The organism is Nostoc sp. CALU 546, assembly GCF_048836525.1.
Window position 1 is genome coordinate 1 of sequence record NZ_JAWJTF010000294.1, and the last position, 2,514, is coordinate 2,514.

The window sequence follows — 2,514 nt, forward strand, 5'->3', positions numbered from 1 at the left end:
TAATTAAAAAATTCAATTACGAATTACGAATTAGCAATTACGAATTATTATTTAGGGCATTCTGGTAAACTTCTCTCGGCGTAATTGCAATCAAAATAAATTAAAGCTTCCCTACTAGAGTCAAATGATCTAGTTGTGGAGTATGCACTACTGTCTGGACTTGCTTCATATAGCCAAACTTTCAAATAGTAACTGCTATTATCATCGCTAGACCATAATTCATAACGGTAATCACCTCCTGAACCCTGACTATTTAAGTAGTCGGCTAGTGCTATGTTTGATGCGGACACCAAGCTAAATACAGTCAAAACAGGAATTACAGCTACTTTTAGTATTTGAATTAATTTCATAAATGCACAAAAAACTTACTTCCTCTAGCTTCCTTTACCGAAGTATTTTTTGAAACCAGTAATCATCAGGAACATTTTGTGAGGATACCGTAAGGCACTTAGTTTGAGTCGATGGAGTGCTTTCAAAAAAATATACTTACTTCAGGCTATTTCTCGCTTCGCTAAAAGAAATAACTTTCATCTTATTGCGTGAACTTGTACTGCTCATTGTACAAGTAGAGCGGTTTCTTCAATTTGTTTCCTGAAGTTCTTCACAAAACTTTATTATTTATAGATGAAAAATCTTGTCAATAAGTCTGGTAGGATATCCTTAAACTTATTGAGATAGATACTCATTAAGCTAATTGTCTATTTCAGCGATTTGAAAACTTTCTCAGGAGGTAACGCCATGACAAGGATGGCTGTTCAAACACCGGAGTCGATTCCCTGGTGGGCAGGGAACGCCCGGTTAACCAACCTCTCAGGGCGACTTTTGGGCGCTCACGTTGCTCATGCAGGGTTAATTGTTCTCTGGGCTGGTGCAACAACCCTATTTGAACTTGCCCACTTTAACAGAGCGCAACCAATGTACGAACAGGGGTTGATTCTATTGCCTCATTTAGCAACCCTCGGCTGGGGTGTTGGAAGTGGTGGACAGATATTAGATACATATCCTTACTTCGTCATTGGAGTATTGCACCTAATTAGCTCCGCCTTCTTGGGACTTGGTGGCATCTTTCATGCCCTACGTGGCCCCGCCATCTTAGAAGAGAGATTTTCCTTCTTTGGCTATCGCTGGTCAGATGCGAATAAAATGACCACGATTCTGGGTATTCACCTAGTATTGCTGGGTTTGGGAGCAGGCTTACTAGTTGCCAAAGCGATGTTCTTTGGCGGCTTGTATGATTCTACGGTGGGTGAGGTGCGCGTAGTTTCTAGTCCCACCTGGAACTCTGCCGTAATTTTTGGCTACTTGTTTGGTGGCGGTGGCAAACACTGGATTGCTGGAGTCAATAACCTAGAAGACTTGGTTGGTGGTCACATTTGGGTGAGCATTCTCTGCATTGCCGGCGGTATCTGGCACATTACGACTCAACCTTTTGGCTGGGCAAAGCAGCTTTTTATCTGGTCAGGAGAAGCATACCTTTCTTACAGTTTGGGTGCTTTAGCTCTCATGGGTTTGATTGCTGCCTATTTTGTCTCGGTTAACACCCTAGCTTACCCACCGGAATTTTATGGGCCAGCCCTGAGTATTGGGTTTGACCGCTTTCCCTACTTTCAAAGTGGAAATTTACTATCCTCTCGCGTTTGGCTGGCGAATGCTCACTTCTGGCTAGGTTTCTTCTTTCTTCAAGGGCATCTCTGGCACGCTCTACGTGCTGCTGGATTTGACTTCGCAAAGGGTAGAGTCATCCATTCAACTCGTGGGGAGGCAATCTAAGAATGGCAACTGCAACGATAACAACCCAGGAATCGGGTTGGTGGGCTGGTAATGCCCGGTTTATTAACCTGTCGGGTAGGCTTTTAGGCGCTCATGTTGCCCATGCTGGGTTGATTGTGCTTTGGGCAGGAGCAATGACTCTGTTTGAAATTACCAAATACAACCCCTCCCAACCGATGTATGAACAGGGGTTAATCTTACTGCCTCATCTGGCAACCTTGGGATTTGGTGTTGGTGACGGGGGTCAAATTATTGATACTTATCCTTATTTTGTCATTGGTGTTTTACATCTGATTAGTTCGGCTGTACTGGGTGCTGGCGGAATTTACCACGCCTTTTTAGGCCCGGAAGTCTTAAGTGAAAACCCCTCTTTTCCTGGCTTCTTTGGCTACGACTGGAAAGATGAAGACAAGATGACCACTATCATCGGCATTCATCTGCTGTTGTTGGGGTTCGGGGCGTGGTTATTGGTAGCGAAGGCGCTGTTTTGGGGTGGTCTTTATGATCCGGCAATGGCATCTGTACGAGTAATTACTGAACCAACTATTAACCCTGGTCGCATCTTTGGCTATCTCTTCGGTGCTTTTGGCGAACAGGGGATGGCAGCAGTTAATAATCTAGAAGATGTCATCGGTGGACATATTTGGGTAGGAATACTCTGTATTGTCGGGGGATTTTGGCACATTCTCACCAAGCCCTTTTCTTGGGCGAAAAAGATACTGTTTTGGTCTGGTGAGGCTTACC

2 protein-coding genes and 1 pseudogene are annotated in these 2,514 nt (G+C 44.1%); 2 read left to right on the top strand and 1 reads right to left on the bottom strand.

Annotated features, from left to right (window positions below; translation table 11 throughout):
• Positions 1-47: 47 nt before the first annotated feature.
• Complete coding sequence (locus tag RRG12_RS42865; RefSeq protein WP_420761688.1) at positions 48-350, bottom strand: hypothetical protein; 303 nt, start codon at positions 348-350, stop codon at positions 48-50.
• A 397-nt stretch (positions 351-747) separates the two neighbouring features.
• On the opposite strand from RRG12_RS42865, the gene RRG12_RS42870 reads away from it, so the two are divergent.
• Positions 748-1,770 (top strand): chlorophyll a/b binding light-harvesting protein, encoded by a 1,023-nt coding sequence (locus RRG12_RS42870; protein ID WP_420761696.1) that lies wholly within the window; start codon positions 748-750, stop codon positions 1,768-1,770.
• Positions 1,771-1,772: 2 nt separating this feature from the next.
• Positions 1,773-2,514 (top strand): annotated as a pseudogene (locus RRG12_RS42875) (chlorophyll a/b binding light-harvesting protein); the annotation flags it as partial.

Excerpts from the sequence above, each read along its gene's own strand:
- RRG12_RS42865 (WP_420761688.1), bottom strand. The coding sequence starts at position 350 with ATGAAATTAATTCAAATACTAAAAGTAGCTGTAATTCCTGTTTTGACT.
- RRG12_RS42870 (WP_420761696.1), top strand. The coding sequence starts at position 748 with ATGGCTGTTCAAACACCGGAGTCGATTCCCTGGTGGGCAGGGAACGCC.